The organism is Pelagibius sp. (assembly GCF_965249265.1).
Classification (GTDB): domain Bacteria; phylum Pseudomonadota; class Alphaproteobacteria; order Kiloniellales; family Kiloniellaceae; genus Pelagibius.
Genome location: NZ_OZ252224.1, coordinates 176,043 through 201,696, shown reverse-complemented (window position 1 = coordinate 201,696; position 25,654 = coordinate 176,043). Strand labels below are relative to the sequence as shown.

Below are 25,654 nucleotides of genomic sequence, written 5' to 3'. Positions count from 1 at the left end.
GTCAAGATGTGAAAGAGTCTAGGCTCCGGTCAGGTCTTGCGCAGAAAATCTTTCGAGGCCAGCACCGCACCGGCGACGATCAGCAGACAGGCGACGGCCACGACCTTGGTCGCCTCCGCCTGACCGAAGGCGATCAGCACCAGCGTCGACAGCAAGGGCGCCCCATAGGACAGCGCGCCGAGCACCTGGATGTTGCCGTGCTTGGTGCCATAATCCCAAACGAAGAAGGCGGCGCCGACCGGCCCCAGGCCGAGGCCAAGGATCGCCAGCCACTGAAGGCCCTGCGGCACCACGGTGGTTTCCAGGAACAGGTGGCAGAGCGATCCCAGCAGGGCGACGGCGCCGCAGAAACCACCCACCACTTCGGTGGGCACGGCGCCGAAGCGCCTGTTCAAGACGGAGTAGCTCGACCAGGTCAGGGCGCAGGCGACAGCGGCCAGATAGCCCAGCGCGAATTCGCCGCGAAAGGCGACCTGCCCCCCCTTGGTCACCAGCAGGGCCGCCCCGGCCAGCCCCAGCAGCGCGCCGCTGAGATGAAACCAGCGCAGCCGTTCCCCCGGTAGCAAAGCCGAGAACACGACGATCAGCAACGGCCAAAGATAGGCGATGAGGCTGGCCTCCACCGCCGGCGCGTTGCCGAGGGCCACGAAGTAAAAGAAGTGATAGCCGAAGAGACCGCAGACCCCCAGCAGCCAGACCGCCGGACGCTGACGCCAGGCCGCGAAACCACCGCCCCCGCGCAGCGCGATGATGACGAGACTGACCGCAAAAGCCACGGCGAAGGTCATGGCCAGCAATTGAAAGGGCGGGATGCCCGCAGCGCCCGTCGTGAAAAGGGCCAGCAGCGACCAGAGCAGCACCGCGATGCCACCGACCAGGGTGGCGCGCAGGCGGCGGCCCTTGTCTGGAGCGGGATTAGGGAGTGAACCAATCATGACAGGGCTGATAGCGGCCTGGGCTGGCGCTGGCAAGCTGCCACAGGATTCAACGGTGTTTCAAAAAACAACTCAGGAGCAGAAACGATGAGCAAACGTACAGCCGCCTGCGCCTGCGGGCAGCTTCGCATCACCTGCGAAGGCGCCCCGCTGAAAGTCGCAGTCTGCCACTGTCTGGATTGCCAGCGGCGAACGGGCAGTGCTTTCGGCATCTCCGCCTTCTTCGCGCGCGGCGCAGTGAACCCCGAAGGGCGCGACATCACCTTTCGGCGCACGGCAGAAAGCGGCCACGTGATCACCTTCCACTTCTGTCCCGACTGCGGCAGCACCGTATTCTGGGAACCCGAAGTCTGGCCGGATGCTATCGCGGTTGCCGTCGGCGCCTTCGCCGACCCCTTCTTTCCAAGGCCCGAAAAGGCTGTTTGGGAGAACCGCGCCCACCCCTGGGTAAAGATATCGTTCTAACCGCCGGCAACTTGCCGTTTGGCCGCCGCCAATCCAATGATACGCCGAGTTTCATCCCAAAGCCCGTAATCCGAAAGATCCGCCGGATCAGCCCAGATCACATCAGCCGCATCTTGACCGGCGCGAGCTTCGCCGCTTCGCCACTCCGCCATCAGGTCAACGAGGGTGTAGTGGTACTGGACCGCTCCCCCGGCATCGCGGGTGATCGAGTCCACCACGTCGACCAAGCCGCCGACGACGATCTCCAGACCCGCTTCCTCGCGCACTTCGCGGGCGGCGGCTTCCTCGATGCGCTCGCCGAGGCGCTGGCGGCCGCCGGGCAGCGACCACTGGCCCTCCCGCGGCGGCTTGCCGCGGCGGACCAACAGAACCCGATCCTCTTTGAAAACCACCACGCCGACACCGATCAGCGGCCGATTGGGATAGTCGTTCACGGCCATTCTCTCGCGTCTCTTGAAGCGGGCGTCTCTTCCTGCGGTTCCAGGAATCCACTGTAGGCGACCAGCAGGCCAACCAGCGGCAGCATGATCGCAACATCAAAAGTGAAGCGCCCGGCATCCTCGCCTTCGTGGCCGCGGATACGCGGCCAGAACAGCCTCGGCAGCGGCAGCCCCAGCAGCCTTACGCCAAGAAGCTCAAGATCCAAACCGTGGGGCATCACACGGGGCCGGACGATGAAGCGGCCGGGACCGAAGGTCTCATAGATCAGACCGGGGCGCCCGGCCAGACCGCCCTGCCGGGTCTTCAGGCGGTGGCCGGCGAAGTCGCGCTCCCATAGCTCCGCCTCACCCTCTGCAATGAAGCAGACCCGAACCGGCAGAGACTCGCCGCTTGGCGGCAGGGCGAAGAGGCGGGCAATCACCCGGCTGACGACCCCACTGCCGCGGCTGACCCGGCAAAGGCCGTTGGCGCAAAGCTGCCCGGAGTGATCATGCAGGCGCTTGACCGCGCCGGGCAGCCGCTCGAAGTCGTCACCCAATACGCGGCGGTAGAGCGGCAGGGCGCTTTCAGCCGTGGTCATGCCAGAAAACGCCCGCGCTGTTCCGGAGTCGGCACCATGCAGACCTCATAGCGCCCGAAGAGGCGGTAGCGGCTGCGCGCCACCCGGTCGTAGAGCCAGTCGCGCAGGCCGCGCGGCAGGATGCGGATGATGCCGAGCCAGCGCCAGGGCGCCCTCAGATAGCGGGCGATCCGCACCGCGGCATCGGACTTGCGGTAGACCCTGCCCTCTTCGATCACCACCACGGAATCCCAGTCCTCTGTTTCCTGACCATGATCGGCCAGAACCTTTTGGCCGGCGTCGGATTGAATGGCGGCGAAATGAAAAACCGCTGCACGCTCGTGCTTCATCACGAAACGCATGGAGCCGTTGCAAAGCACACAGACTCCATCGAAGAGAATCAGTTTGGACGGCAGAGCGTTTTGCGTAAGCGGGGCTTCATCATCCAACCCCGCCAATGCCCGTCTCCGCCCCGCCCTCGAACCGGGCCGGTCAGGCCATGTACTGGCCGCCGTTGGCGCTGAGCGTCGCGCCGGTGATGAACCCGGACTCCTCAGCCGCCAGGAAGACCACGCAGCGCGCAATCTCTTCCGGTTCGCCGAGGCGGCCGGCGGGGATCAGCGGCAGGATCTTGGTATTGAGGATCTCTTCGGGTACGGCGCGCACCATCTCGGTGCCGATGTAGCCCGGCGCGACTGCGTTCACGGTGATGCCTTTGAAGGCATTCTCCTGGGCCACCGCTTTGGTGAAGCCGAAAACGCCGGCCTTGGCGGCGGAGTAGTTGGCCTGACCGAGCTGGCCCTTCTGCCCGTTGATGGAGGAGATCGAAATGATCCGCCCGTAGCCGCGGCTGCGCATGCCTTCGATGACATTGCGGGTCATGTTGAAGAGGGAATCGAGATTGGTGGACATCACGGCCCGCCAGTTCTCCAGGCTCATGCGGTGCAGGGTGCCGTCACGGGTGATACCGGCGTTGTTCACCAGCACATCGACCGGCCCGAGATCGCTTTCGACCTGGGCGATGCCGGCCTTGCAGGCCTCGAAGTCGCCGACGTCCCACTTGTAGACGGCGATGCCGTTGGCATCCTTGAACTTGTTGGCCGCCTCGTCGTTGCCGCCATAGCTCGCCGCCACCGTGTAACCAGCCTCTTTCAAGCCAATGGAAATCGCCGCACCAATGCCACGGGTCCCCCCCGTCACCAAAGCCACACGCGCCATCACCGAACCTCCCCGTTTACAGTTCCCTGCGGCCGTTCAGGCCGTCGCACCGACCGTCGCCCGGACCTTCGCTTGAGCCCCGTAACCTGCGGTCGTCCCCATCAAACCACGGATCGCCGGGAGCGCCAACCGCTGCGCAGCCTGAAGCCGTGGAAATTCCGGGAGATCGGACGGCGTCTGCCGTGACTCCCAACTGTCACCCTCGGGCTTGTTCCGAGGGTCCATTGCACCGAGACCAAGAGCGTCGCGGCAAAGGGTCAACATTTGCCGAAACATGGATCCTCGGAACAAGTCCGAGGATGACGGTGCTGCGTAGCTGCCCGCCGGCAAGTAAAGGCAACGAAAAACCGGCCCGCGCGCGATGGCGGGCCGGTTCCGTACTGGTCAGGCGCTACGGCGCGGTCAGTCCCGTTCGAGGCACATGGCGATGCCCATGCCGCCGCCGATGCAAAGCGTGGCGAGGCCCTTCTTCGCATCGCGCTTGGCCATCTCGTGCAGCAGAGTCACCAGCACACGGGCGCCGGAGGCACCGATCGGGTGGCCGAGGGCGATGGCGCCGCCGTTCACGTTCACCTTGTCGGTATCCCAGCCCATGTCCTTGTTCACGGCCAGGGCCTGGGCGGCAAAAGCCTCGTTGGCTTCGACCAGATCGAGATCGCCGGCCGACCAGCCGGCTTTCTCCAGCGCCTTGCGGCTGGAGGGGATCGGGCCGGTGCCCATGATCGCCGGATCGACGCCGCAGGTCGCCCAGGAAACGATGCGCGCCAGCGGCGCCACGCCACGGGCGGAAGCATCCTCCGCCGACATCAGCACCACAGCGGCGGCGCCGTCGTTGATGCCGCTGGCATTGCCGGCGGTCACGGAGCCTTCCTTATCGAAGGCCGGACGCAGACCCGAAAGCGATTCCGCCGTGACACCGTGGCGCGGATACTCGTCGGCCTCGACGATGGTCTCGCCTTTGCGGGTCTTGATGGTGACCGGCACGATTTCCTCGTTGAAGCGGCCGGCCTTCTGTGCGGCTTCGGCCTTGTTCTGCGAGGCGGCGGCGAAAGCGTCCTGTTCTTCGCGGGTGATCTGCCACTGCTTGGCGACATTCTCCGCCGTGTTACCCATGTGGTAGCCGTTGAAGGCATCCCAGAGACCGTCCTTGATCATCGAGTCGATCATCTTGAGGTCACCCATCTTCTGGCCGTTGCGCAGGTGGGCGACATGGGGTGCCTGGCTCATGCTTTCCTGACCGCCGGCCACGACGATGCGGGAATCGCCGGTCTGGATCGCCTGCGAGCCGATGGCCACGGCCCGCAGACCGGAACCGCAGAGCTGATTGATCTGATAAGCCGTCTTTTCGACCGGAATACCGGCTTCGACGGCGGCCTGGCGGGCCGGGTTCTGGCCGGCGCCGGCGGTCAGGATCTGGCCGAGAACGGCTTCGTCGACCTCTTCAGCCTCGACCTTGGCCCGCTTCATGGCTTCTTTGACGGCAACCGCCCCGAGGGTGGAGGCCGCGACGGAAGACAGGCCGCCACTGAAGCTGCCGACGGGGGTGCGGGCGGCACCGGCGATTACGACTTCGGTCATGTTCGGAATTCTCCCTTTTTTGGGCGGCGCCTGTCTCCGGTGGCCGAAGCTGCGATCCGCAAACCGGGCTCCCGCTGCCGTCGCGGTGCCCTCCTTGGTTAACCTCTCCCTTGATATAAGGACAGACGAGCGCCCGGTGCAAGCCGCGCGCAGGAATGGTCACGCTTTGTCGGCGCGATTGCCGGCCGCTTGCGCGTTGATCCAACCCAGCATCGGTTCCCAGACGGTGCCGCGCGCCTGACCGCTGACCACCATGCCGATATGGCCGACGCTGGGGCTGGCGGTCTCCACGTTCGGCAGGGCCTCGGCCAGGGCAAGCGCCGAGGCCGGGGGCACGATGCGATCCTGCGCCGGGATCACGCAAAGCGACGGCAGGGTGACCTTGCCCGGATCGACAGGCGTTCCGGCCAGCAGCCATTGGCCCTTGGCTGCCGCGTTGTCGCCATACCAACGGCCCAGGCATTCCCGGGCCACCGGGGCCGCCAGCGGCACCCCGTCGTTCAGCCAGTCCTCCAGCGCCACGAAGTTGTCGGCCTTGCTGCTCGCGGGATCGAGCTTCGCAAAAGCGAGGAACTTTCGCACCACCAGATGCGGATCGAGGCTGGCGAAAAGCGCCTGCAGCAGGTCGACGGGCATCTCGCCCATCACCTCCAGCAGCGGCGCGGCCAGCGGCAGGGTCGAAGCGGCGAGCCGGCTGTGCGGAGCGTTTTCGGCATGGAAGTCCCAGGGCGTCGCCAGCAGCACCAGACCTTGGAGGTCAGCCTGACGCCGCGCCGCCAGCCCCAAGGCCAGCAGACCGCCCATGCAGTAGCCCATGGCCAGGGGCGGGGGGCGGTGTTCCTGCAGCACGAAATCCAGCGCCCGCTCAAGCCGGCCGACGATGTAGTCGGTCAGGGTGAAGGCACGTTCCGCCGCTGCCGGGCGACCCCAGTCGACCAGCAGCGGGCGCAGCCCCTGGTCCGCCAGCCAGCGCAGGAAAGAGCGTTCGGCCGTCAGGTCCAGGACGTAGGCCCGGTTGATGAGCGAAGGCACCACCAGCAGCGGCACGGCGTCTTCCGCAACGCCGGCCAGGGCGCCGTAGTCGAGAACGCGGGTCGATCCTTCGGACCAGATCACCGGCGGCTCGACAAGATTCCGCCGGTAAGGATGCCGGCGATAGGCCTCTATCCCCTGAAGCAGAACGCCCATGCGGCGCGCAACTTCTTTTTCGACTGCGGCCGCAAAGTCTTCCGCAGCAGAGGACGCCGGCTCAGCGTCAGTCCCTGGCTTTTGCGGCTTTTGCGGCTTTTGCGGCTTTTGCCCGAGGTTTTGATTTAGGCTTTGCCGCAGATTTTCCGCGCGCTCGGCCAGATCCCCCTTCCAGGGCAGCGATCCGTTGTTCCAGAGCGGCAAGGCGTTGCGTGAGGATGTCCAGGTCAGACCCGCCGCCATCAGATGCAGAGGCAGAGGACGCGGCCCCAGGCGGCCCGGCACCGTTGCTCCGCCCGCCTGATTTGTTGGGCCTCTGCCCCTGCGATGACCCTGACCTGTCGACATCTGTTTCCCGTCCTTCAGCAGAGCCCTGCACTCCCGAGCCGCGATCCGGCTGCGCCGCGGCCATCATGCTCGCCATGGCGGCCGGCCAGGCCGACCAGGCGGCCGGCAGGCCCGCCGCCGTCACCCCGAGCGAGGCCATGACCCGCTGCATTGCCTCGGCAAAGTCGGGATCTGCCGCCAGCGCGGTCATCTGGTCCTGCCACAGGTCCACATAACGCCGCGCCAGCTCGTCAAGTTCGTCGGACTGGCTCATCTCCCGCCAGTATAGCCCCCGCCATGGGCGCCTGACCAGACGGCCCCCGGCGGCGGCCTGCCCCCCAGGACCGGCATCCGGCGCCGGGAGACGGACGTTGACAGGCCGTGATGCGGCGCAGCAATATCCATTAGCCGATGCGGAAGGGCAGGCATAAGGTGGAGGGGCTTCACGAAATCCTCGACGGAGCGACCACAGGCTGCAATTCGGCGAACAAACAGGAACGCCCACCCCCAAAAGCAACAAAAACAGGGGCATAGTGGCGGAAAGGCAAGGGAACTTGGCTGGCACCAGCAAAGACGCGAAGAAACAGGGTGGGTCCGACGGCCCCATCACAATCAAGAAATACGCAAACCGCCGCCTCTACAACACGGCCACCAGCAGCTACGTGACCCTGGACCATCTCTGTACGATGGTTCAGGAAGACGTCGACTTCGTCGTCTATGACGCCAAAAGCGGGGAAGACATCACCCGGGCGGTGCTCACCCAGATCATCGTCGAGGAAGAATCCAAAGGCCAGAACCTGCTGCCGATCAACTTCCTCAGGCAGTTGATCTCCTTCTACGGCGATTCGATGCAGTGGATGGTGCCGCGCTACCTGGAACACATGATGGAGGGCTTCTCCCAGAACCAGGACCGCATGCGGCAGTCCATGCAGGAAACCTTCGGCAACATGTTCCCCTTCGGCAATCTGGAGGAAGTCGGCAAACAGAACATGGCGCTCTTTGAAAGCGCCATGCGCATGTTCTCGCCCTTTCCCCCTGAGCCGGGCGACGAAGCCAACAAGCCCGGGACCACCAAGACGGGCGCCGCCAAAACCGGGACCCCCGGCGCCGAGGGCAGCGGCAAGGCAGAGGGAGAAGCAGGCAGCGAGCCTGCATCCTCCTCAGAGTCTCTGGAAGTGTTGAAGGCGCAGATCGATCAGCTGCAAAAGCAGATCAATACTCTGACCAAAGACGACAAGTAGGGACCAAAGACGACAAGTAAGCGCCGGCTGAGAGCGGATCTGCTCTAGTCGCCGGCGGCGGATTTCATCGGCGGCCGCGCGCCCTGGCCAAAGCCCAGCAGGTGATCGTCGACGTCGGGCCGGCCGAAATAGTATCCCTGCAGCAGATCGACACCCTCTGTCGCCAGGTAGTCGGCGTCTTCCTTGGTTTCGACACACTCGGCGACCGTGGCGACGTTGAGGCTGCCGGCCAGGGCAAGCAGGTTGCGGATAAAGATCTGGTTCTGTTTGTCGCCGGCGATGTCGCGGATGAAAGAACCGTCGATCTTCACCACGTCCACGGTCAGAGCGCGCAGATGATGGAAGGTGGTGAAGCCGGCGCCGAAGTCGTCCAGTGCCACTTCACAGCCGAGCGCGCGCAGGGAGAACACGAAGCGCGAGGTTTCCTCGATATCCATCAGCGCGGTCGTCTCGGTGATTTCGACGATCAGCCGCGATGCCAGGTCGCGGCGGCCCTTCAGGCGGGCCACCAGCCCCCGCTGCCAGGAGCGTTCCGTCGCCGTCAGGCCTGAGATATTGATGGCAAGACTGACATCCGGGAACTGCTCCAGAGCGCCGATCGCCAGATCGCGAACCCGATTGTCGATCGACCGCATGAGGCCGAGCTGCTCGATCGCCGGAATGAACTTCGCTGCCGGGATCAGCGTGCCTTCTCTGTCGTACATCCGCGCCAGGCACTCGAAGTACCGGATGTCGTGACTGCGCGCATCGACCACCGGCTGATAGGCCAGCACAATGCGGTTGTCCTTCAGCGCCTGCTGCACCTCTTCACCGATGTCCATGGAGGCGCGGTAATCCTGGCGCTGGGCCTCGGTCAGGGTGAAAAACCGCAGGCAGTCGCGGCCGGCGGTCTTGGCGTGGTGCAGGGCGCTCTCTGCCTTGGTCATCGAGTCGACGGCGGTCTTGCTCTGGCTGGAGAAGGCAACGGCGCCGATCGAAACCGTCACATGGATCTTTTCCTTGCCGACGACGATCGGCTGTTCGCGCATCGACTGAATAATGCGTTCGGCGGCAACCCGCGCCTTTTCCTCGCTGCAAACCGACAGCAGAGCGCCGAAGCAGTCGCCGTTCGGACGGCCGATCACATCGGCGGCGCGCAGCCAGTGATCGAGCCGCTGGCCGATTTCGACCAGGATGGCATCGCCGACCTCATAGCCGTAACCGGTGTTGATGCGGTCCAGGTGATCAATGCCGATGACCATATAGACGCCGGGCTGGCCAAAGCGCTGCGACTGGGTGAGCGCGTGCTCAAGGGCTTCGCGCAGGCGCAGCTTGTTGTAATGCCCCGTCAGGTCATCGAAATTGGCCAGATACTGAAGCTGCTCTTCCTGCTTCTTGCGCTGGGTCACCAGACGGATGACGCCGGTCATGCGAACCGGCGTGCCGGCCGGTGAAAGCTCCACCTTTCCGCGGTCGTGCAGCCAGTGGAACTCGCCGTTCCCGGCACGGATGCGATACTCGCAGTCGAAAGTCGCGGATCCGGCAAAGTGATCCGACAGCATCCTGCGCCGACGGGGCAGGTCTTCCGGACTGATGCGCAGTTGCAGATCTTCGCCGCTTTTCGGAACCGACTGTCCGCCGGCTTCGAAAAGCGGCGCCACACCGCCGACAAAGGTGAGTTGATCGGTCGCCAGATCCCAATCGTAAGCGACATCGCCGGAAGCCCCGACCGCCCTGTTCAGGCGCTCCAGTTCCAAGAGACAGTCGTCCTTTGCAATCGCATCGATCACGCCGCCGCTCTCCTACCTGAAGCTGATCCCCCACAGAATTTGCGGGTAAGGACCCCCGGCTGATTAAGGCACCCTCTGGCGCCAGATAATCCTCGAATTTGGCAGCCACCCCTTAAAGAAAGGTGAAGCACTTCTTCAAAGCTCTTGTAATAATTTCATTAACTACAGAAAATACAGAACTAATCAAATCGCATTAACAATAACACTTAGTCTTACGGCTAATTTTATTGGTTAATTTATAAACCATATTAGATTCAATGCTTGATAAATTTTTCATAAGGTGCATCTATTGTATAAGACCGTGAAACCCTGCGATTGGACCCAGAACCCGTGACCGGTGTTCAAAAATTGCCGCTTCTGCCCGCGCCCGGCACCAAGCCGATGGCGTCGTCGGATGCTGCAAGCCCGGCGGCGGCGACCAAGCAGGGTGTCGAGGCGGTCGCCAAGACCCCGCCCCTGCGGGCCAGGGACGATCAGGGCAACCTGCAGCGCCGCTGGGAAGATCAGGAAGCGGCAGCCGCCGAACGGCGGCCCGGCCGGGTAGCACGGGAAGATGCCGCCCGGGATCATGCTGCTCAGGGCCCGGCCAAGGGAAGGCAGGTCAGCTTTTCGCGCCTGTCCTCCATGCCCTTCATGGTCCAGGTTCTCGGCCAGCAGGCGCTGGCCTCAAAAGGCCTGCAACCGGCACCCCAGAGCACCTCGCTATCACAGCATCGCGACGGCGCCCTGATGGGCAGCGAGATTTACCGCAAAGCCGGCGGCGAGCCGGAACTGCTGCCGGAAGACGCGACCTTCGTGCGCTTCGCGGTCTAGGGTCGAGACTCAATTGAGCCACCAAGTGATAGATGCGGCCAGACAGATGGCGGCGAGGAAGATATCGGCGCGCTTGTCGTAGCGGGTTGCTATCCTTCTGAAATCCTTGAGCCGACAGAACATCCGCTCCACGCGGTTGCGGTCTCGGTAGGCGACTTTGTCGTACGATTGAGGATGCTTGCGGGTTGGGTTTGGAGGGATGACCGGCTGGCAGCCTCGTTCGATCAACCAGTCCCGCAGCTTTGCGGCGTCATAGGCGCGATCGGCCAGGAGCCGTTTAGGGGTTGGTATGCGCTCGAGAAGCATGGCCGCGCCGACCAGATCATGGGTCTGTCCGGGCGTGATCGAGAGGGCAATAGGGCGCCCCAGTGCATCGGTTATGGCATGAATTTTAGTCGTCCGTCCGCCGCGCGATCGACCGATTGCGTGCTCGAAGTCCCCCCTTTTGCCCCCGCCGCCGAGCGGTGCGCCTTGATGTGGGTGGAATCGACCGCTGTGGTCGATACGACAACACTTTTACCCGTCAGGGCGTAGAAAATATCCTCCCAAACCCCTTGCTTGCTCCAGCGATTGAAGCGGTTGTAGATCGTCGTGTAGGGGCCGTATTCCGACGGACAGTCGCGCCAGCGCGCTCCGACCTTGAGCATATGGACGATACCGGAAATCACCCGACGGTCATCCACCCGATGAGCCCCGCGCCGACCGCGCGGCAGATAAGGCTCGATCCGAGCCCATTCCTCGTCCGAAAGCCAGTAAAGCCGTGCCATCCAATCCTCCCTGCCTTGGGAAACCTGGATCAAAGAATCACAACTGCAGACGTAGGGGAATCCCTAATTGAGTACCGACCCTAGAGCGCTTTACACCCCTCAACCCCTACAGCCGTTTCACGGCTTTCGCACTGCGCTCGCCGACGTCGGCGCCCAGGGCTTCTTCGGTCTGACGGCCCTTACCCTGGCGTTCCTCGCGCGGCATCATGTCAAAGAATTCGCGATAGCACTTCGAGAAGTGCGAAGCCGAAACGAACCCGCAGGCCAGGGCGACGTTCAGGATCGACATCGTGGTCTGCTGCAATAGGGCGCGGGCCCGATGCAGGCGGAGTTCGAGGTAGTAGCGGGTCGGCGAGCGCCCCAGGTACTTGCGGAACAGGCGTTCAAGCTGGCGGGTGGAGAGGCCGGCCTGACTGGCCAGTTCCGATCGCGCCATCGGCTCTTCCAGATTGGCCTCCATCATCTCGATGACCTGCAGCAGCTTGGGATGGTTGATGCCGAGGCGCCATTGCAGGCTCATGCGTTGATGGTCGTGGGTCTCGCGAATGCGCTCGTGGATGAATTGTTCGGCAACCTGCGTCGCCAGATCGCGGCCGTGCTGTTCCCCGATCAGGCTCAGCATCATATCCAGAGAGGCAGTACCGCCGGAGGAGGTCAGACGCGATCCGTCGATCTCAAACAGCTCCCCGGTGACGTCGAGGTCGGGAAAGTCTTCGCGAAAGGAATCCAGGTTCTCCCAGTGAACGGTGCAGCGATGGCCGCTCAACAGCCCGGCCCTGGCCAGAAGATAGCTGCCTGTCGAAAGCGCCCCGACGCGGCAGCCGCTGCGGTCAAGCCGGCGCAAGGCGCCGATGAGATGCGCATCGGTGAAACGCTGGGCGTTCATCCCGGCAACCACGATGAAGTAATCCGGGCGGCCGCAGGCCTCGAGAGAGTCGTCCGCCAGGATGCCGGTGCCGCCCGAAGACAATGCCGGCGCGCCGTCGGTCGTGACCAGGCGCCAGTCATAGAGCCGCCGGCCGGCAATTCGGTTGGCAACACGCAAAGGCTCGATCGCCGAGCTGAAACAGAGCATGGCGAAGTCCGGCAGCAGTAGAAATGCAAAGCTCTGCTGCGCCTCTTGTTCTCCTTGCTGTTCCACGCCGTGAAGCCGGCCGCTTTTCCCATCGCCTTGCATGGCGTCCTGCTTCCTCCCCCTTCGATTCCTCGCTGTAGTGTCTCCCATCATCTCCCTAACATCGCCCGGCGTCGAAAAGATAGTCATCCTGTTCCGCAGAGGCGGGCCGTGGCGCCCTTCCGCCGCCGGCCAACCGGATCGAAAAAACCCCACAGCAGGAATAGAAGTCACGCGGATCCGTCATACCTCCGCGGGAAGACAAGTCCTGACGAACCGGGCCCTTATCCCCGATCCGCCCGACCGGACGCGTCTCTTATTTGCCCCTGGCATGAAGGGGGATAAGACGGCAATAGATTCAGCCTGAGCGGGAGGTTAGGCACCCAGACAGACAGTCGCCGGCCCCGGAATCAGCATCAGAACCCATTTGGTTCTGGTAAAATACCAGTGAAGGGGGTTGCGGCTCCGGCTCGCTGCCTTAAGTTGATTTGATAGGGATTGATCAGCCTCTTGATTGATCCATGAAACCCTGGAGGGTCGCGAAGCCTCCTGGGAAAGGGTGCGAGGAAATGGATAGGCTGCTGAAATAACAGCCGTTTATCCTGCCGGTGGTCGATGCTCTCAGTTTGACCGTAGCCATCGTCCAAAAATCGCAGAAATCCGGCGTGTTCGCGTTTCGCGAAAAACCTCTTGCCATATTTACCCGATGAAGTGATTATATTTTCTGGTCATATTGATTAGATTCTTACTTGTGGTTGAGAAAGAATCGTAACTGGAATGGTGGAACCTAGTGGAAACTGTATCTGCTAATATTCAGAGCGTTGAAAAGTTCGTTGGTCAGCGCATTCGCGAACGCCGCACCATGCTGGGTCTGACCCAGCAGCAGCTTGCGGAGATGATCGGCGTTACTTATCAGCAGGCCCACAAATACGAACGTGGCATCAACAGGGTGTCAGCCGGTCGTTTGTTTGAAATCGCCAAGGTTCTCGGCGTCGACATCGGGTTTTTCTACGAAGGCCTGAACAGCGACGACGGCCGTTTGAACGAGCGTCAGAGAATGTGTCTCGATCTGGCCCGGAACTTTACGCGCATTTCAAACGACCGCCATCAGGAAGCTGTCAGCCAGCTTTGCCGCGTTCTGGCGGACGGCCGCACGCACTAGAGCCGCCCGTCGGGCAGAAGCTCCGGCTGTCGTATCGTATAGACCAGCGGCAGCCCGGAGACTTCTTGCGGCCTGAATGCCGGTCCGAAAAGGCCGTCAGATCAGCGTCAGATAGAAACTTCTGCCCGACGACGCGCTGTTGAGCGTTCAGCGCATTTCCGGGTACCTTGGGCTTCCAAAAAGCTGCGCTGTGCATGGCGCCGAGCCGTTCACCTAACACTTTTTCCCTAAGACTGTCCCACTCTTGGCTTCAATTCTTCCCCAGCAACAACTTGTGCTCGAACTGCTGCGCATGTCCGGCGACATCGCCGTCACCGAGCAGCCTGTCGAGACGATCCTCTGGCGCACTCTGAACGAATGCGAGGCCAAGGGCTGGCTGACCGTGACGCAGGTGAGCAGCGGGGTTCACTCGGTCATGCTGACAGCGCTCGGCCGCCGCACCATTGCGGCCGTCTCAGAGCAGTAGAGGCAACCGACCAAGACGGACCGAGGGGCTGCAGCGCTTCATAAATCGGTCACCGGACCGTCATCGGACAATCACCCTCAGCCACTAACCTCCGGCCTTCCTCAGCCTTGGATGCCCCCCAGACTTCGGTTCCGATCGATTCCGGGGCATACTATGCGTGCTTTTCTCCCCCAGTCTTCCGGAGGCTCTTCCGATGCCGTTGCTTCGTCTCGCCGTTGCCGCCCTGGCAATCACAACCCTCGCCGCCGTTTCTCCCGCCGGACCGGCCTCTGCCGCTTCCGGCAAGCTGGTGATCTATACCTCCCAGCTCGAGAAAGACGCCCAGCAGACCGTCGATGCGTTCAAGGCGAAGCATCCCGATGTCGAGGTCGAATGGACCCGCAACGGCACCAGCAAGCTGATGAACATCCTGCGCGCCGAAATCGCCGCCGGCCAGATCAAGCCCGACGTGCTGCTGATCGCCGATGTCATCAACATGGGACAGTTGAAGAAAGAAGGCCGGTTGATGGCCTATGAGGACGCGGCAGTGGGTGCCTATGACAAGGCGCTCTACGATGCCGACATGACCTATTTCGGCAGCAAGCTGATCACCACCGGGATCATCTACAACACCGCCGCTCCGATGCAGCCCTCGTCCTGGAAGGACCTGCTGGCCGCCGACGCAAAAGGGCTGGTTGCCATGCCGAGCCCGCTCTATTCCGGCGCCGCGCTGAACCACATGCACAGCCTGGTGAACGCGCCCGATCTCGGCTGGGGTTATTACGAAGGTCTGGCCGGCAACGGCATCACGCCCAAGGGCGGCAACGGCGGCACCTTCAAGGCGGTCGCCAGCGGTGAGAAGCTCTATGGCATCGTCATCGACTTCCTGGCGATCCGCAACAAGCTCGAAGGCTCGCCGGTGGAGTTCGTCTTCCCTGAGGAGGGCGTCAGCGCGGTAACCGAACCGGTGGCGATCCTCGCCACGTCGAAGAACGTGCCGGCGTCACAGGCCTTCGTCGATTTCGTCCTCTCCGAAGAAGGCCAGAAGCTGGCGGCGGCCCAGGGCTTCCTGCCCGCCCATCCGGCCGTCGCGCCGCCGCCGGGCTTTCCCAAACAAGCCGACATCAAGCTGATGAGCTTCGATGCCGATCAGGCGATCAGCGGCGACAAGGCGGCCCGCATGAAGTTCACCGAGCTCTTCGGCGAGTAAGTGACGGAGTCCGCCGCCGGCGCCCTGACCGACAGAAAGGGCCCGGACCGGAACGAAGCGGCCTCTTCCCAATTTTGGCGCGGGACGGGCGAACAGGCTCTGTTCGCCTTTCTCGTTCTCTTCGTCGCCCTGGTCGCCGTCCTGCCGCTGGCGCGCCTGCTGTGGGAAGCGCTGGCACCCGGCGGCCAGCCGTCGCTGGCCACCGCAGAGGAAGTCCTGACCCGTCGCTCCACCTGGCGGGCAACCCTGCACAGCCTGGAAGTCTCCCTCGGCGGCACCGTGATCAGCCTGCTGCTCGGCAGTTTCTTCGCCTTCATCGTCGCCCTTACCGACATCCGTGCCAAGGCCGCCCTGGTCTTTTGCTTCATGCTGCCGATGATGATCCCACCCCAGGTTACAGCCCTCTCATGGATACAGGTCTTCGGCCCCAGTGGCAGCCTCTTGAACCTGCTAGGCCTGGCGCCGCCCCTGGGTACACCCCATCCGCTCTATTCGCGCGAAGGAATCATCCTGCTGCTCGGCATCCAGCACGCACCGCTGGTGTTCCTCGCCCTGCGCGCCGGGCTGCGCGCTTTACCCAAGGAAATGGTCGAGGCCGCGCGAGCCAGTGGCGCCTCCGGCGTCCAGGTCTTCCAAACCATCCTGCTGCCGCTGATGGTGCCCTCGCTGGTGGCGGGCACGGCCCTGGCCTTCGTCTCCGCCATCGGCAATTTCGGCATCCCGGCGATGCTGGGCATTCCCGCGCGCTATACGGTTCTGCCGACCCTGATCTATCAGCGCCTCTCCGACTTCGGCCCGGACATCATCAGCCAGGTCGCCGTGCTCTCGGTGCTGGTCAGCGTGATAGCCGCCGGCGGTTTCGCCCTGCAGGCCTGGCTGCTGAAGCGCCGCGACTACCGCACCATCGGCGCCCCCTCCCAGGCCTTGAGCTATCACCTCGGCAAGCGCCGCGGCTGGGTCGAGGCGTTCTGCTGGCTGGTGATCCTGTTCATCCTGGTGCTGCCGCTGGCGGCCTTGTCGGCAGCTTCCCTGGTGAAGGCCTACGGCCTCTCCCTCTCGGCCGAGAGTTTCACCCTGCAGCACTACACCGACGCCATCTTCCGCCATGACGCGACCGCCCGCGGCTTCTTCAACAGCCTGGCGCTGGCAAGCGGCACCGCTGTTCTGCTCATCGCGCTCGCCGTCCCCCTCGCCTACTTCGTGGTCTGGCGCCGCACCGCCCTGCTGCGCGTCCTGAACGCCCTGGCCGAGCTGCCCTACGCCCTGCCCGGCGCGGTGCTGGCCATCGCCGCCATCCTGGTTTTCCTGAAACCGCTGCCGCTGCTCGGCTTTTCGATCTACGGCACGCTCTGGATTATCTTCGCGGCCTATCTGGCGCGCTTCCTGACCTTGGGTTTGCGTCCCGTCATCAGCGGCTTCTATCAGCTCGACCGCAGTCTGGAAGAGGCCGCGCAGATGGCCGGCGCCGGTTTCTTCCGCCGTCTTCTCACCATCATCCTGCCGCTCACCGCACCGGTCGCCGCGGCCGGCGGGCTGCTGGTCTTCCTCACCGCCTTCAACGAGATCCAGGTTTCGGCCCTGCTGACCTCGTCGGGCGCGGAGACCATCGGCGTCATCATCTTTTTCCTCGACGAGAGCGGCTCGTCCTCCATGGCCTCCGCCGTCGCAGTGATGGTGGTTGCCGTGGTGATGGCCTTGATGCTGCTGGCCAGCGGCCTGTCGAAACGGCTGCCGCGCGGTGTGCTGCCCTGGGAAGCTTAGTTGTTTCTCAACTTGCGTCGAGCGGCGGTTCCAGCCGAAAACCAAAACAATCAAGCCGCCGGGATAACCCAGCCGTCCTGCAATGTCAGGCGCACCGCCTCGCCCTTGGCCGGCGCACGCTTGTCGAGCAGGGTGAGCTGCAGCCGGGCCTCGGGGTCCGCTTCCGGGGCAATGTCGACGGCAGTAACGCCGCCTTTATAGGTCAGGCGAACGGCGCGGCCCGGAATGCTGCCCTCCGGCGCCAGGGAAAGATCTTCCGGCCGCAGGCAGACCCGAACGGCGCCGGGTTGCTGTCCGGGCGCACAACGCAGGACGAAGTCGCGGCCCAGCACCGTCGCTGCACAGCGCCCGTCGCGCAGCAGCGAGGAGACACGGCCGGGAACGATGGCGCCCTGGCCGATGAAACCGGCGACCATGTCGTTCTCCGGCTTGCGGTAGAGATCGCGGGGCTGTGCCACCTGGGCGAGACGCCCGCCATCCATCACCGCGATGCGGTCGGCCAGGGTCATGGCCTCGGCCTGATCGTGGGTGATGTAGACCATGGTCGCACCGGTCTTGGCATGGAATTCGGCGAACTCGTCCTCCATGGCGGCGCGCAGATGGACGTCCAGATTGGCCAGCGGTTCGTCCAGCAGCACGATGCGCGGCTCCATCACCATGCAGCGCGCCAGGGCCACGCGCTGGCGCTGCCCGCCGGAAAGCTCCGCCGGACGCCGTTCCTCCAGGCCGGTCAGGCCGACGGTCTGGAGCGCGGCGGCCACCCGCCGGTCATAGTCGCTGCCCCGGACCTTCTGCACCCGCAGGGGATAGCCGACATTGCCGGCGACGGTCATATGAGGCCAGAGGGCGTAGGACTGAAAAACGATGCCGATACGGCGGTCTTCGGTCGGCAGATGCCGTTCGGGCGCGGAGGCCAGGAGATCGCCCAGATGGATGGTTCCCTGATCGAGGCGCTCGAAGCCGGCAATGAGCCGCAGCAGCGTGGTCTTGCCGCAGCCCGAAGGCCCCAGCACGGCCAGGAACTCGCCGTCGGCCACGGACAGATCGACCGCCTCCACCGCGCAGGTCTCGCCGAAGCGCTTCGAAACCGATGTAAGGGTCAATCCAACCATATTCGAACCCAGATTCTTTCGAGCCGTTGGCTTAGACCGCCGCCCCGGCCCGGTCAAATGACGCTTCGGTTAAGCAGCCCGGCCTCAGCCGAACAGACAGAAGAGGGCCCAGCAGTGATCGGTGAAGCGGGTGAAAACGAAGTAGAGCACGGCATCGAACAACAGACTGACGGCCAGCACCGGCAGCACGACGTAAAGCAGGAAGTAATAGAGCGCCCAGCGCGTGAAACGCCGCTTGGGAATCCGGTATCCCCGGATCGCCGCCACGGTCTCCGGCCGGGATGCCGCGTTGTCGGCCGACTGGGTCGCCTTCTGGGTCATAGGGCGCCAGACTAAAGATTGCCGGGCCCGGTGAAAACCGGGACTATGCGGCCATGGTCGCCGCCATCCAACCCGACCCGGAATCCAAAGCCGGGGTCTCCTGGGAGCCCTGCCCCCGCGAGACCTGGGAAGCCCTCACCCTTCAGGCCGGGCAGAGCAGCCTGGAACAGGCCTGGGCCTATGGCACGGCGATCGAGAGCGCACACGGCCTGCGGGCCGAGCGCGGCCTGATCAGCCAGGGTGGCGAGCCGCTGGCGCTGGCGCAGGCCTTTTGCCGGGACCGTCTCTTCACCCGCATCGCCCGGGTGCTGCGCGGCCCCGTCTGGCTGATCGACCCGCTTGAAGACCCCCGCGCGCATCAGGTTTGCGAAGCGATCGCGCGGCAGTTCCGTCGCCGCCGCTTCGGCGACTTTCTTTTCTGGCTGCCGGAACTGCCGGAGAGCCCGAAGAGTACCGCCATGCTGCGCGCCCAGGGGCTGCGCCCGGTGGTGACGGGCTACAGCTCGATCTGGCTCGACCTGCGACCGCCGCCGGAGGCGCTGCGGGCCGGGCTGCATGGCAAGTGGCGCAACGCCCTGCAGCAGGCGGAGAAAGCGGGCTTCGAAATCGAGGCGGTCACCCATCCGCGCCGCCTCAACCAATCGCTGCTGCTCTACGACCGCTTCCGCCGAAAGAAACGTTTCGTCGGGCCCAACGGCGACTTCATCGCCGCCCTGGCGCGCGACGACCGCGCGGCGGTGGTTGCCCTCACCGCACGCCAGAACGACGACCTGGTCGCCGGGGTGATCCTGATCCGCCACGGCAAGGCGGCCACCTACCTCGCCTCCTGGACCAGCGATGCCGGGCGCGTCGGCCAGGCCCACAACCTGCTGCTCTGGCACGGCATCACAATGCTGAAGGCGGGCGGTATCGACTGGCTCGACCTCGGCGGGGTAAACACCGAAAGCCAGCCCGGCATCGCCCGCTTCAAACTCGGCCTCGGCGGCGACGTCTTCACCCTGGCGGGAACCTATCTCTAGAACGCCGTAGCAACGAGTTCTCAAGTCAAGCCACGAAAATCTCTAGGCGATCTTGGTCATTTCATTGAGAACGAATTTGGATACCGCGCCCTCGGTGGCCTTCCCATAGGCGGCGAGATGCGGCGCCTCCATGTGCTGCCGCCAGAGTTCGCGGGTTTCCCAGTTTTCAAAGAACACAAAGTAGCCGGGCGCCGCGTTGTCCTCGTGAAGGTCGTACTGCAGGCAGCCCTCTTCGGCGCGCGTGGTGTCGATGAGCTTTTTCAGCTCTTCGCGAACGAGAACTTCCTTGCCGGGGGCAGCCGTAATATGCGCGACAATCGTCAAGGCCATGAGCCGCTATCCTTTTGCTTGAGTTTGCATCGGCCTAGCCATCGCGCATAGGCATCACCGGCGCAAGTCCGCATTTGGGAGCAAATCCCGGCTAGGTTTTCCGGGCGACAATGTACCGGCCGCGTGAATAGGAGGGATAGCTGCCGGTTTCGATGATCTCGAAGCCTTGGGCAGTGATACCGTCCTCAAGCTCCGAGACCTTCAGGCTGTTCACGAAGGGCGCAAAGCCGATCCTTTGCATCAGGAAGATCAGCACCCGCCAGAGGCGGCTTTCCTCCGCCAGGCAGACAGTCTTGGAAATGAACAGACCGCCGGGCTTCAAAAGGCCGTGCAAATGGCCGAGGGCCTTCGGCATATCTTCCAGAAGATGAAGAAGATTGTAGGCCATAACGACATCGAAGGGCTCTTGCGCCCCGATGTCGTCAAAGGGGGTTGCCTGCTCAAAGGTGACGTTGGTGATCCCCTGCTCCTGCGCCTTGCGCCGGCCGATGGCGATCATGTTCGATGAAAAGTCCGTCGCGGTGATGTGTTTCACCAAGCCGGCCAGCAACAAGGCGGTCGAGCCGGTGCCGCAGCCGACCTCCAGCACCCTGTCCTCGGCCGAGAGGTACGACTTGGTCCGCGCCAGGGCCTCGTGGTAGGCGGGGAGATTCTTGATCGGCGACTGCGCGTAGTCTTCCGCCCTCGTGTCCCAAAACTTCTCGCTGCTTTGCATGTTTTTTCCTAAACCATCCAGCCGATCATTTTCCGGCTCCTTTCGATGTTGTCTACTCATGCAAATAAAAAAGATAAATTGCGGAAATTTGTCGATCTGATATACAAATTTGCATGAATTGGCAGGCTGTCTCCTTCGATTGGAATCAGGCCCGGGCCTTCCTCGCCACGGCAGAGGAGGGCTCGCTTTCCGCTGCCGCCCGGGCTCTCGGCCTGACCCAGCCCACGCTGGGCCGTCAGGTCGCGGCACTGGAGGAAAACCTCGGCGTCGTCCTTTTCGAACGCCTCGGCCGCTCCCTGTCTCTCACCGAGCCAGGCCTGGAGCTGCTCGACCACGTGCGCGCCATGGGCGATGCTGCCGGGCAGCTTTCCCTTGCCGCCTCCGGCCAGTCCCAGACGATCGAGGGGCAGGTCTGCATCACGGCCAGCGATCTGGCATCGGCTTTGCGGCTGCCACCCATCCTCGAACGCTTGCGCAAAGTCGCCCCCGGCATCGAAGTCGAGGTGGTTGCCTCCAATGCCGTGCGTGACCTGCGGCGGCGCGAGGCCGATATCGCCATACGCCATGTGCGCCCGGAGCAACCGGACCTGATCGCAAAGCTCGTGCAGGAAACCTCGGCACGGTTCTATGCTTCGGCCGCCTACATCGAAAAGCACGGCCGGCCCGCTTCGGCACGCGCGCTTTCGGAAGCCGACTTCATCGGCTTCGAAGATCCCGAACGCATGCTGCCGGTTTTGAACGCGCTCGGCCTCTCTCTGACCAGGCGCAATTTCAAGATCGTCTCGGCGAACGGCGTCGTGGTCTGGGAGATGGTGAAGCAGGGGCTCGGCATCGGCGTGATGACCAGGGAGATCGCGGCGCTGACACCCGGCATCGAATGCGTGGTGCCGGAGCTCGATCCCATTCCGGTCCCGGTCTGGCTGGTCACCCATCGCGAGCTGCACACCAGCCGCCGCATCCGCCTGGTCTTCGACTTTCTGGCGGAAGCCCTTCAGGAAGAAATATCCGATAAGCCCTAAAGACAGCCGCGGTCGAGGGCCGCTTCACGGCTGTCGTGGAAGCGCAGCAGGATGCGCCGGGGCATCGTGCGGCGGAGGTTGCGGCGGACCTCGCGCTCCGGCGTCAGCGGGTCGATGCCGGCCTGGGGATCGCGGCTGAAAACCGCCGTGGTGGAGAAGTCGAGAAACTTGGCGTGCAGCGTCGTCGTCGGAAAGCGCCAGATCATCTCATAGTCCAGCGGTACGCCGCCGCGTTTGGCCCGGGCACAGACGAGGCTTGGCTCGCCGTAGGTGGCCTCCAGGGTTTCGACCAGACTCTCGAAAACCGCCGGCGTGGCACCGACCCGGCGGCGCTCCAAAAGAACCTGACGCAGGCGGTGCGTCTGCGCATCCATCTGCAGGTAACCGGTGAAGACGAGGTCGCCGATCTCAACGGCAGGCAATCCCAGTTCCGCATAGGCGTTGCCGTAGAGCCAGCGCCCCGGCAGCGGCGCCACGGCATCACCCAGCGCAGCCGTCAGCTCCGACGCGGTCATGCCCCAGCGCGCCGCTTCCCAGCCGGGCAGATCGGCCGGCGCGGCAGATGCCTTTTCCAAGACCGGGAAAACGCCCAGCAAGGCCAGCAGGCCGCCGAGAAGCTTTTGCCGCAGTGTTTTTGATCTGCCCATGAACAACGATATGGGCGCGGCCGCTGCCGTCGCGCTACAAAAAAAGCGGCGGCTCCGAAAAGGAACCGCCGCAAGTGGCAAGTTGGGCGCCGCCCGGCTGAAAAGCGACAGGCAGGCGGGCCGGTGATCAGACGGGAAACGCGCGGTCAGATCGCATTCTTGCCCATCTGTTCGGCGATATAGTCGGCCTGGCGCAAGGCGAGGGCGACGATGGTCAGGGTCGGGTTTTCCGACGCGCCGGTGGTGAACTGGCTGCCGTCGGAAACGAAGAGGTTGGCGATGTCGTGGGTCTGGCCCCACTTGTTCACAACGCCGTCGCGCGCCTTTTCGCTCATCCGGTTGGTGCCGAGATTGTGGGTCGAGGGATAGGGCGGCGTCGGGAAGGTCCGCACCGCGCCCACCGCGTCATAGACCGCCGCACCCTGCTGATAGGCGTGGTCGCGCATGGCGATGTCGTTGGGATGATCGTCGAAGTGGACATCGGGGATCGGCAGACCATGCTGATCCTTCATCGAGGCATGCAGGGTGATGCGGTTCGATTCCTGCGGCATGTCCTCGCCAACCAGCCACATGCCGGCCATGTGATCGTACATGTCCATGGCCGAGGTGAAGCTGCGCCCCCAGCCGCCGGGATTGAGGAAAGCGGCCATGAAGGGCAGGCCGAGCGAGAGGGTTTCCATCTCATAGCCACCGACGAAACCGCGCGAGGGATCGTTGATCGACTCATCGGTGATGATCCCCGCCATGGTGGTGCCGCGGTACATGTGCACCGGCCGGTCGAAGGTGGCATAGACGCTGCCGGTCATGTGACGCATGTAGTTGCGCCCGACCTGACCGGATGAATTGGCGAGACCGTCCGGGAACATCGACGAGGCCGAGTTCAAAAGCAGCCGCGGCGACTCGATGGAGTTGCCGGCAACCGCGACGGCCCGCGCCTTCTGGCGATGCTGCTTGCCCTCCGCATCGGCATAGATGACGCCGGTCACCTTGCCCGAGGCGTCGTGTTCGATCTGCAGCACCTGGGCTTTGGGCCGCACCTCCAGTTTGCCCGTTTCCTCGCCCTTGGGAATTTCGGCGTAGAGGGTCGACCACTTGGCGCCGGTCTTGCAGCCCTGGAAACAGAAGCCGATCTGCTGGCAGGCACCGCGGCCGTCCCGGTCCGCAGAGTTGATGGCCATGCGCCCGGTGTGACAGTTCTTGTAGCCCAACTTGTCGGCACCGGCCTTCATGACCTTGAAGTTGTTGTTGCCCGGCAGGCCGTCGATGCCGTTGGTCCGAGTGACACCCATGCGGTCCTCGGCCTGGGCGTAATAGGGTTCCATCTCCTGCAGGGTGATCGGCCAGTCCAGCAGGTTCGCGCCGGCAACGTTGCCGTAAGTGCTCTGCGCCTTGAACTCATGTTCCTGGAAGCGCAGGGAAGCGCCGGCCCAGTGCACCGTCGAGCCGCCGACCGCCTTGACGATCCAGGCCGGCAGGCCGGGAAAGTCCTTGGCCACGCGCCAGTCGCCGGAGGTGGTGCGCGCGTCGAGCCAGGAGATCTTGCCGAACATCCCCCACTCGTCGTTTTCGAAATCGTCGATCTCGTGGCGCCCCCCGGCTTCCAGGATCACGGTGCGAATGCCCTTCAGGGCCAACTGCGTGCCGAGGGTTCCGCCGCCGGCGCCGGAGCCGATGACGACAACGACGCTGTCGTCGTTCATGTCGAATGATTGTGCCATGTCTCGTCTCCCTCCCTCAGGCTTCCAGCCAGTCGATGTCATCGAAACCGCGGCTGATATAGCCGCCCTGCTCCGCCGAAGCGCCCTCATAGCCGAACTTCGCCCAGACCTCCGGCTGGTTGTAGAGTCCGGTCACCAGGCCGCCGCGGATCTTCTGGAAGAAGTGGCTGTCCTCCATCGACTTGAGGATCGCCACGCGATCCTCCTCCCAGGCGACGGAGAGATAACCGCCGCCGTGGCGTGCGCTTGCCGTCGCATCGACAAAGTCGACACCGGCCTCCAGCATGGCCTTCAGGTCGGCATCGTCGCCCGCCGAGGCGTCATAGCCGATCATCGCCTGCGCGTAGTATTTGTCGGCCAGGTGATCGTGCGGATAGATGTCCCGCGCCATCTGCACCAGGGTCGCCATACTGCCGGGCCGCAGATGTTTCACCTCCATAGCCCAGGCCCCGCCGGCACCCATCACGATGCCGCCGTTGACCACGGCGATAATCCCGGCGGTGCCGGCCCCGGCGGTTTTCAAAAACCCCCGCCGGGTGACTTTTGTCCGCTTGTCCAAGGTCCTCATGGCTTTCCTCCTCAATCCTCTTTTTTGGCCTTTTCTTGGTCTTTTCTCTTTCGTTGTGCTGTGGGTTTTCGCGTCAGCGATAGCGGCCGTGCTGCTGCAGCACTTCGATCTTGTAGCCGTCAGGGTCCTGCACGAAGAAGAAGGCGGCCATCAAGGCGCCGTCGCGATGAAACTCCTTCATCGGCTGGGGGCTGAGACCCAGTTCCTCGAAGCGCGCGTGTTCGGCTTTCAGGTCGTCGACGGCGACGGCCAGATGCCCGTATCCCGAGCCATGGGTGTAGGGCTCTTCCTGGCTTTTGTTCACGGTCAGTTCGACCTCGAAATCGTTTTCCGGATTGCGCAGATAGATCAGCGTGAAGTCGTCGAAATCGAAGCGGTCGGCCACACCCAGACCGAAGGCTTTCTCGTAGAACGCTGTAGAGCTTTTTTCGTCCATCACGCGGATCATGGTGTGGATGACTTTGGCCACGGCATACCTCTCCGTTCAGTTGTTCCGGTCAGATTTGAGAAAGAGTTCCTTGCCGACTTGCTCGGCGCCGGCGGCCACGCCACCGACGGACGGCAAAGGTGACGGCAACGGCGCAAGCCGGCAGGCGAAGTCCCGGCGACTCTCCCAGATCTTTTTTTTGCCGTTCGCGACGGCTTTCTTTTTCGGAGCAAGTTTAGCGCCGCTCGGCGCGGGGGTGGTGTTATGCCGCTACTACAGCGCCACCGCCCAACCGTGGGCGCGCCGAAACACTTGCGCGTTTCAGGGTTTCACGGCACCAGTCCGTGTCGACGCAGGCCGAAAACGCTCTAAACCGCGACCGGCTCCTCAACCGCGAGCTTCACCGGCGGGCGCAGCGAGGGCGGGAAGCGATCATCGGTCAGGAAAACGAGGCAGGCACAGCGCAGCAGCGAGGCGAAGTTGCTGATCTCGCCCTGCAGTTCCAGAACCTCTTCATAGAGTTCGGACACGAACTGCGGCACCGACATCTCCTGCGACGCCGCCATGGTTTCGAGGATGTCCCAAAACCGGGCCTCAAGGCGCACCGAGGTGCTGTGGCCATTGATCCGAATGGAGCGGGTGACGAAACGATAGGTTGCGGGATCCTGCCCGGCAAAAACCTGGCACATGGGTCTGACCTCCCCAGGACAAGGTGGAGTTCATTGGGACCTGTCGTCCCGGCGCTCGATGACCTGCGCCCTCCACTGTTTGAACTTTTGTATTTT

General features: G+C 63.6%; 28 protein-coding genes. 9 read left to right on the top strand and 19 right to left on the bottom strand.

What is annotated here, in order from left to right:
• Positions 1 to 29 precede the first annotated feature (29 nt).
• On the bottom strand, positions 30 to 935 hold the full coding sequence (locus ACP146_RS01000) for a DMT family transporter (RefSeq protein ID WP_422364900.1): 906 nt from the start codon (positions 933 to 935) through the stop codon (positions 30 to 32).
• A gap of 87 nt (positions 936 to 1,022) precedes the next feature.
• Between ACP146_RS01000 and ACP146_RS00995 the strand changes: the two genes are divergently transcribed.
• Positions 1,023 to 1,400, top strand: a complete 378-nt coding sequence (locus ACP146_RS00995) for a GFA family protein (protein WP_422364899.1) — start codon at positions 1,023 to 1,025, stop codon at positions 1,398 to 1,400.
• Here the strand turns inward: ACP146_RS00995 and ACP146_RS00990 are convergent.
• The 6 genes from ACP146_RS00990 to ACP146_RS00965 all read right to left on the bottom strand — a co-directional run bounded on the left by ACP146_RS00990 (position 1,397) and on the right by ACP146_RS00965 (position 6,384).
• On the bottom strand, positions 1,397 to 1,834 hold the full coding sequence (locus ACP146_RS00990; RefSeq protein ID WP_422364898.1) for an NUDIX hydrolase: 438 nt from the start codon (positions 1,832 to 1,834) through the stop codon (positions 1,397 to 1,399). The genes ACP146_RS00995 and ACP146_RS00990 overlap by 4 nt on opposite strands.
• A complete protein-coding gene (locus ACP146_RS00985) occupies positions 1,831 to 2,421 on the bottom strand; it encodes a DUF4166 domain-containing protein (protein ID WP_422364897.1) in 591 nt (196 codons plus the stop codon). The genes ACP146_RS00990 and ACP146_RS00985 overlap by 4 nt, the downstream gene beginning before the upstream one ends.
• Complete coding sequence (locus ACP146_RS00980) at positions 2,418 to 2,858, bottom strand: thiol-disulfide oxidoreductase DCC family protein (RefSeq protein WP_422364896.1); 441 nt, start codon at positions 2,856 to 2,858, stop codon at positions 2,418 to 2,420. Before ACP146_RS00980 ends, ACP146_RS00985 begins: the two co-directional genes overlap by 4 nt.
• A 34-nt stretch (positions 2,859 to 2,892) precedes the next feature.
• Positions 2,893 to 3,618 (bottom strand): acetoacetyl-CoA reductase, encoded by a 726-nt coding sequence (gene phbB / locus ACP146_RS00975; RefSeq protein WP_422364895.1) that lies wholly within the window; start codon positions 3,616 to 3,618, stop codon positions 2,893 to 2,895.
• 402 nt (positions 3,619 to 4,020) lie between these two features.
• Complete coding sequence (locus ACP146_RS00970) at positions 4,021 to 5,196, bottom strand: acetyl-CoA C-acetyltransferase (protein ID WP_422364894.1); 1,176 nt, start codon at positions 5,194 to 5,196, stop codon at positions 4,021 to 4,023.
• 159 nt (positions 5,197 to 5,355) lie between these two features.
• Complete coding sequence (locus tag ACP146_RS00965; RefSeq protein WP_422364893.1) at positions 5,356 to 6,384, bottom strand: alpha/beta fold hydrolase; 1,029 nt, start codon at positions 6,382 to 6,384, stop codon at positions 5,356 to 5,358.
• 881 nt (positions 6,385 to 7,265) lie between these two features.
• Between ACP146_RS00965 and phaR the strand changes: the two genes are divergently transcribed.
• Positions 7,266 to 7,952 (top strand): polyhydroxyalkanoate synthesis repressor PhaR, encoded by a 687-nt coding sequence (gene phaR / locus ACP146_RS00960; RefSeq protein ID WP_422364891.1) that lies wholly within the window; start codon positions 7,266 to 7,268, stop codon positions 7,950 to 7,952.
• A gap of 44 nt (positions 7,953 to 7,996) precedes the next feature.
• On the opposite strand, the gene ACP146_RS00955 is transcribed toward phaR, so the two are convergent.
• Positions 7,997 to 9,721, bottom strand: coding sequence for a putative bifunctional diguanylate cyclase/phosphodiesterase (locus ACP146_RS00955; protein WP_422364890.1), 1,725 nt, complete (start codon positions 9,719 to 9,721; stop codon positions 7,997 to 7,999).
• A 330-nt stretch (positions 9,722 to 10,051) separates the two neighbouring features.
• Here ACP146_RS00955 and ACP146_RS00950 point away from each other — a divergent pair, with 330 nt between their 5' ends.
• Complete coding sequence (locus tag ACP146_RS00950) at positions 10,052 to 10,534, top strand: hypothetical protein (RefSeq protein ID WP_422364889.1); 483 nt, start codon at positions 10,052 to 10,054, stop codon at positions 10,532 to 10,534.
• Between the two features lie 9 nt (positions 10,535 to 10,543).
• On the opposite strand, the gene ACP146_RS00945 is transcribed toward ACP146_RS00950, so the two are convergent.
• Both ACP146_RS00945 and ACP146_RS00940 read right to left on the bottom strand, forming a co-directional pair.
• A protein-coding gene (locus tag ACP146_RS00945; RefSeq protein WP_422364888.1) for an IS5 family transposase occupies positions 10,544 to 11,301 on the bottom strand; the annotation gives its coding sequence in 2 pieces (ribosomal slippage) (positions 10,544 to 10,975 and positions 10,978 to 11,301; 756 coding nt in all).
• A gap of 106 nt (positions 11,302 to 11,407) precedes the next feature.
• Positions 11,408 to 12,478 (bottom strand): GlxA family transcriptional regulator, encoded by a 1,071-nt coding sequence (locus ACP146_RS00940; protein WP_422364887.1) that lies wholly within the window; start codon positions 12,476 to 12,478, stop codon positions 11,408 to 11,410.
• A gap of 709 nt (positions 12,479 to 13,187) precedes the next feature.
• Between ACP146_RS00940 and ACP146_RS00935 the strand changes: the two genes are divergently transcribed.
• From ACP146_RS00935 to ACP146_RS00920, 4 genes are all read left to right on the top strand, one after another.
• Complete coding sequence (locus ACP146_RS00935) at positions 13,188 to 13,577, top strand: helix-turn-helix domain-containing protein (protein WP_425032980.1); 390 nt, start codon at positions 13,188 to 13,190, stop codon at positions 13,575 to 13,577.
• A gap of 244 nt (positions 13,578 to 13,821) precedes the next feature.
• Complete coding sequence (locus ACP146_RS00930) at positions 13,822 to 14,043, top strand: hypothetical protein (RefSeq protein WP_422364885.1); 222 nt, start codon at positions 13,822 to 13,824, stop codon at positions 14,041 to 14,043.
• A 193-nt stretch (positions 14,044 to 14,236) separates the two neighbouring features.
• Positions 14,237 to 15,232, top strand: a complete 996-nt coding sequence (locus ACP146_RS00925; RefSeq protein WP_422364884.1) for an ABC transporter substrate-binding protein — start codon at positions 14,237 to 14,239, stop codon at positions 15,230 to 15,232.
• Entirely contained in the window at positions 15,233 to 16,993 is a 1,761-nt protein-coding gene (locus ACP146_RS00920) for an ABC transporter permease (protein WP_422364883.1), read from the top strand.
• Positions 16,994 to 17,043: 50 nt separating this feature from the next.
• Here the strand turns inward: ACP146_RS00920 and ACP146_RS00915 are convergent, their stop codons facing one another.
• Complete coding sequence (locus tag ACP146_RS00915; RefSeq protein WP_422364882.1) at positions 17,044 to 18,105, bottom strand: ABC transporter ATP-binding protein; 1,062 nt, start codon at positions 18,103 to 18,105, stop codon at positions 17,044 to 17,046.
• Between the two features lie 84 nt (positions 18,106 to 18,189).
• Positions 18,190 to 18,426 (bottom strand): hypothetical protein, encoded by a 237-nt coding sequence (locus ACP146_RS00910; protein ID WP_422364881.1) that lies wholly within the window; start codon positions 18,424 to 18,426, stop codon positions 18,190 to 18,192.
• Between the two features lie 53 nt (positions 18,427 to 18,479).
• Between ACP146_RS00910 and ACP146_RS00905 the strand changes: the two genes are divergently transcribed.
• The gene (locus ACP146_RS00905; RefSeq protein ID WP_422364880.1) at positions 18,480 to 19,445 is read left to right on the top strand and encodes a lipid II:glycine glycyltransferase FemX; all 966 of its coding nucleotides are present in this window, start codon (positions 18,480 to 18,482) and stop codon (positions 19,443 to 19,445) included.
• A gap of 42 nt (positions 19,446 to 19,487) precedes the next feature.
• Here the strand turns inward: ACP146_RS00905 and ACP146_RS00900 are convergent, their stop codons facing one another.
• Together ACP146_RS00900 and ACP146_RS00895 are read right to left on the bottom strand one after the other, a co-directional pair.
• The gene (locus ACP146_RS00900) at positions 19,488 to 19,775 is read right to left on the bottom strand and encodes a putative quinol monooxygenase (protein ID WP_422364879.1); all 288 of its coding nucleotides are present in this window, start codon (positions 19,773 to 19,775) and stop codon (positions 19,488 to 19,490) included.
• Positions 19,776 to 19,866: 91 nt separating this feature from the next.
• Positions 19,867 to 20,490: a class I SAM-dependent methyltransferase gene (locus ACP146_RS00895; protein ID WP_422364878.1), complete on the bottom strand. Its 624-nt coding sequence runs from the start codon at positions 20,488 to 20,490 to the stop codon at positions 19,867 to 19,869.
• A gap of 113 nt (positions 20,491 to 20,603) precedes the next feature.
• Between ACP146_RS00895 and ACP146_RS00890 the strand changes: the two genes are divergently transcribed.
• On the top strand, positions 20,604 to 21,509 hold the full coding sequence (locus tag ACP146_RS00890; RefSeq protein ID WP_422364877.1) for a LysR family transcriptional regulator: 906 nt from the start codon (positions 20,604 to 20,606) through the stop codon (positions 21,507 to 21,509).
• On the opposite strand, the gene ACP146_RS00885 is transcribed toward ACP146_RS00890, so the two are convergent.
• From ACP146_RS00885 to ACP146_RS00865, 5 genes are all read right to left on the bottom strand, one after another.
• Positions 21,506 to 22,156, bottom strand: a complete 651-nt coding sequence (locus ACP146_RS00885; protein ID WP_422364876.1) for a hypothetical protein — start codon at positions 22,154 to 22,156, stop codon at positions 21,506 to 21,508. The genes ACP146_RS00890 and ACP146_RS00885 overlap by 4 nt on opposite strands.
• A gap of 146 nt (positions 22,157 to 22,302) precedes the next feature.
• The gene (locus ACP146_RS00880; RefSeq protein ID WP_422364875.1) at positions 22,303 to 23,874 is read right to left on the bottom strand and encodes a GMC family oxidoreductase; all 1,572 of its coding nucleotides are present in this window, start codon (positions 23,872 to 23,874) and stop codon (positions 22,303 to 22,305) included.
• A 16-nt stretch (positions 23,875 to 23,890) separates the two neighbouring features.
• Positions 23,891 to 24,442 (bottom strand): gluconate 2-dehydrogenase subunit 3 family protein, encoded by a 552-nt coding sequence (locus tag ACP146_RS00875; RefSeq protein WP_422364874.1) that lies wholly within the window; start codon positions 24,440 to 24,442, stop codon positions 23,891 to 23,893.
• Between the two features lie 73 nt (positions 24,443 to 24,515).
• The gene (locus tag ACP146_RS00870; protein WP_422364873.1) at positions 24,516 to 24,911 is read right to left on the bottom strand and encodes a VOC family protein; all 396 of its coding nucleotides are present in this window, start codon (positions 24,909 to 24,911) and stop codon (positions 24,516 to 24,518) included.
• 326 nt (positions 24,912 to 25,237) lie between these two features.
• Entirely contained in the window at positions 25,238 to 25,558 is a 321-nt protein-coding gene (locus ACP146_RS00865) for a ribbon-helix-helix domain-containing protein (protein WP_422364872.1), read from the bottom strand.
• Between the last annotated feature and the right edge of the window lie 96 nt (positions 25,559 to 25,654).

What these genes read in the sequence shown, in the direction of transcription:
- ACP146_RS01000 (WP_422364900.1), bottom strand. Translation starts at nt 935, where the DNA reads ATGATTGGTTCACTCCCTAATCCCGCTCCAGACAAGGGCCGCCGCCTG.
- ACP146_RS00995 (WP_422364899.1), top strand. Translation starts at nt 1,023, where the DNA reads ATGAGCAAACGTACAGCCGCCTGCGCCTGCGGGCAGCTTCGCATCACC.
- ACP146_RS00965 (WP_422364893.1), bottom strand. Translation starts at nt 6,384, where the DNA reads ATGGGCGTTCTGCTTCAGGGGATAGAGGCCTATCGCCGGCATCCTTAC.
- ACP146_RS00900 (WP_422364879.1), bottom strand. Translation starts at nt 19,775, where the DNA reads ATGGCCTTGACGATTGTCGCGCATATTACGGCTGCCCCCGGCAAGGAA.
- ACP146_RS00875 (WP_422364874.1), bottom strand. Translation starts at nt 24,442, where the DNA reads ATGAGGACCTTGGACAAGCGGACAAAAGTCACCCGGCGGGGGTTTTTG.
- ACP146_RS00885 (WP_422364876.1), bottom strand. Translation starts at nt 22,156, where the DNA reads ATGGGCAGATCAAAAACACTGCGGCAAAAGCTTCTCGGCGGCCTGCTG.
- ACP146_RS00940 (WP_422364887.1), bottom strand. Translation starts at nt 12,478, where the DNA reads ATGCAAGGCGATGGGAAAAGCGGCCGGCTTCACGGCGTGGAACAGCAA.
- ACP146_RS00910 (WP_422364881.1), bottom strand. Translation starts at nt 18,426, where the DNA reads ATGACCCAGAAGGCGACCCAGTCGGCCGACAACGCGGCATCCCGGCCG.
- ACP146_RS00905 (WP_422364880.1), top strand. Translation starts at nt 18,480, where the DNA reads ATGGTCGCCGCCATCCAACCCGACCCGGAATCCAAAGCCGGGGTCTCC.
- ACP146_RS00915 (WP_422364882.1), bottom strand. Translation starts at nt 18,105, where the DNA reads ATGGTTGGATTGACCCTTACATCGGTTTCGAAGCGCTTCGGCGAGACC.
- ACP146_RS00865 (WP_422364872.1), bottom strand. Translation starts at nt 25,558, where the DNA reads ATGTGCCAGGTTTTTGCCGGGCAGGATCCCGCAACCTATCGTTTCGTC.
- ACP146_RS00890 (WP_422364877.1), top strand. Translation starts at nt 20,604, where the DNA reads ATGAATTGGCAGGCTGTCTCCTTCGATTGGAATCAGGCCCGGGCCTTC.
- ACP146_RS00985 (WP_422364897.1), bottom strand. Translation starts at nt 2,421, where the DNA reads ATGACCACGGCTGAAAGCGCCCTGCCGCTCTACCGCCGCGTATTGGGT.
- ACP146_RS00880 (WP_422364875.1), bottom strand. Translation starts at nt 23,874, where the DNA reads ATGGCACAATCATTCGACATGAACGACGACAGCGTCGTTGTCGTCATC.
- ACP146_RS00970 (WP_422364894.1), bottom strand. Translation starts at nt 5,196, where the DNA reads ATGACCGAAGTCGTAATCGCCGGTGCCGCCCGCACCCCCGTCGGCAGC.
- phbB (WP_422364895.1), bottom strand. Translation starts at nt 3,618, where the DNA reads ATGGCGCGTGTGGCTTTGGTGACGGGGGGGACCCGTGGCATTGGTGCG.
- ACP146_RS00925 (WP_422364884.1), top strand. Translation starts at nt 14,237, where the DNA reads ATGCCGTTGCTTCGTCTCGCCGTTGCCGCCCTGGCAATCACAACCCTC.
- ACP146_RS00895 (WP_422364878.1), bottom strand. Translation starts at nt 20,490, where the DNA reads ATGCAAAGCAGCGAGAAGTTTTGGGACACGAGGGCGGAAGACTACGCG.